Raw genomic sequence first — 2027 nt, 5'->3', positions numbered from 1 at the left:
TCTTTTTGCGTCAGCAGGAGAAAATTACCCTGAATTTTTTACGATACCCAAAGGCTATTTCCCTGCTCCCCCTGACAGCTACCGCGGAAGGGGGTTTCTATTGACGGCGTTCTTTGGCCACTGGATAATGCCGCCCTGCACCAGAACCTCCCCTATGCTGTCAGCAATGAGCTGATAGCTGACAATGTATGCATCTCCCTGACGAGCGGCATTCTTGCTGTATATATGCTGGAAGGAAGCTGACCAGGCTTGATGCGGGAAACAAAACGTAAACAGGCTGTGAACATGCAACGTCACAGCCTGTTTTTTAGCTTATTTACTCTTTTTAGTTTTTAACTTTTTTAACCTTACTTTACTGCCGCAAAGCCCTTCTCCAAATCAGCGATAATATCATCAATATGCTCAGTACCTATGGAAAGCCTGATGGTATTCTGATAGATGCCCTGATCTGCCAGCTCCTCGTCGGTGAGCTGGGAATGTGTAGTGGTAGCCGGATGAATAACAAGGCTCTTCACGTCAGCTACATTGGCCAGCAGGGAGAAAATTTCCAGATGGTCGATAAATGCGTGAGCTTCCTTCTGACCGCCCTTGATGTTGAAGGTAAATATCGAAGCACCGCCGTTAGGGAAATACTTCTCATACAGTGCATGGTCAGGATGCTCAGGCAGGGATGGGTGATTTACCTTCTCCACCTGTGGATGCTTGCTCAGGAACTCAACCACCTTTTTGGTGTTCTCTACATGGCGCTCAACACGCAGTGACAGGGTTTCCACTCCCTGCAGGAGAATAAACGCATTGAACGGAGAAATCGTAGCACCCGTATCGCGGAGCAGGATGGCTCTCACATAGGTCACAAACGCAGCCGGACCAACAGCATCAGCAAAGGAAATGCCATGATAGCTAGGGTTTGGTGCGGCAATAGCCGGGAACTTATCGTTGGCCTTCCAGTCAAATTTACCGGAATCCACAATAATGCCGCCCAAAGAGGTGCCATGCCCACCCAGGAACTTGGTGGCAGAGTGTACCACGATATCGGCGCCATGCTCAATCGGACGAATCAGGTACGGAGTGCCAAAGGTGTTATCAATAACCAGCGGCAGGCCGTGCTTGTGAGCGATGGCAGAAACCGCCTCAATATCAGGAATATCACTGTTCGGATTGCCAAGGGTTTCCAGATAAACGGCCTTGGTATTCGGCTGAATGGCGGCCTCCACCTCAGCCAGATTATGGGCATCCACAAACGTAGTCGTGATGCCGTAACGCGGCAGAGTGTGTGCCAGCAGGTTGAAGCTGCCGCCATAAATAGTCTTCTGCGCTACGATATGGTCACCCTCACCGGCAAGAGCCTGAATGGTATAATCGATAGCAGCTGCACCGCTGGCTACAGCCAGACCGGCCACACCGCCTTCCAGAGCGGCAACGCGGCTCTCCAGAACTCCCTGGGTGGAGTTGGTCAGCCTGCCGTAGATATTGCCTGCATCAGCCAGGCCAAAGCGAGCTGCTGCGTGAGCGGAGTTTTTAAATACATAGGAGGTAGTCTGATAAATAGGCACTGCCCTCGCATCGGTAGCCGGATCCGGCTGCTCCTGTCCAACATGTAACTGCAGTGTTTCAAATTTATAGTTGCTCATAATAAAAACCTCATTTCAAATTAATTTATTTCAGATTATTCTCATTAACAAAGTAATAATGTAACTAATAATAATGTCACTAACATGTATCAGCATCATTTATGCCCAAATTATGTATCAAAACCGGTAACCGATTTGATATTATCTGCTCCCCATACACATGACAAAATTGCTCTGGTGCCAGGCGGAAAGTCTTGCTAATTTCTGCATATCCTTTCTACTCCTTAATACTTTAATCTTTTAATATGTGTGGTCAAACCTTATGCTTGTATATTAAACCTATTTGTCTAGTATGTCAATAGGTAATTGTATTTTTTTGCGAAAAAACATAAAAATAGGGACTAAATACTACTTTAGTCCCATGTAATAACTGAATATCAACTTTATATCAACTTT

General features: G+C 46.7%; 2 protein-coding genes. One reads left to right on the top strand and one right to left on the bottom strand.

All coding sequences use genetic code 11. The annotated features are described in order from the left end of the window. The first annotated feature begins 99 nt into the window (after positions 1-99). Positions 100-243: a hypothetical protein gene (locus ACI3UA_RS01605; protein WP_439723089.1), complete on the top strand. Its 144-nt coding sequence runs from the start codon at positions 100-102 to the stop codon at positions 241-243. A 104-nt stretch (positions 244-347) separates the two neighbouring features. On the opposite strand, the gene ACI3UA_RS01600 is transcribed toward ACI3UA_RS01605, so the two are convergent. Further along, positions 348-1631: an O-acetylhomoserine aminocarboxypropyltransferase/cysteine synthase family protein gene (locus ACI3UA_RS01600; RefSeq protein ID WP_439723086.1), complete on the bottom strand. Its 1284-nt coding sequence runs from the start codon at positions 1629-1631 to the stop codon at positions 348-350. Positions 1632-2027 lie beyond the last annotated feature (396 nt).

It is taken from the genome of Anaerovibrio sp., from assembly GCF_051866355.1.
Classification (GTDB): Bacteria; Bacillota; Negativicutes; order Selenomonadales; family Selenomonadaceae; genus Anaerovibrio.
This window is presented reverse-complemented; position numbering and strand designations above follow the sequence as displayed.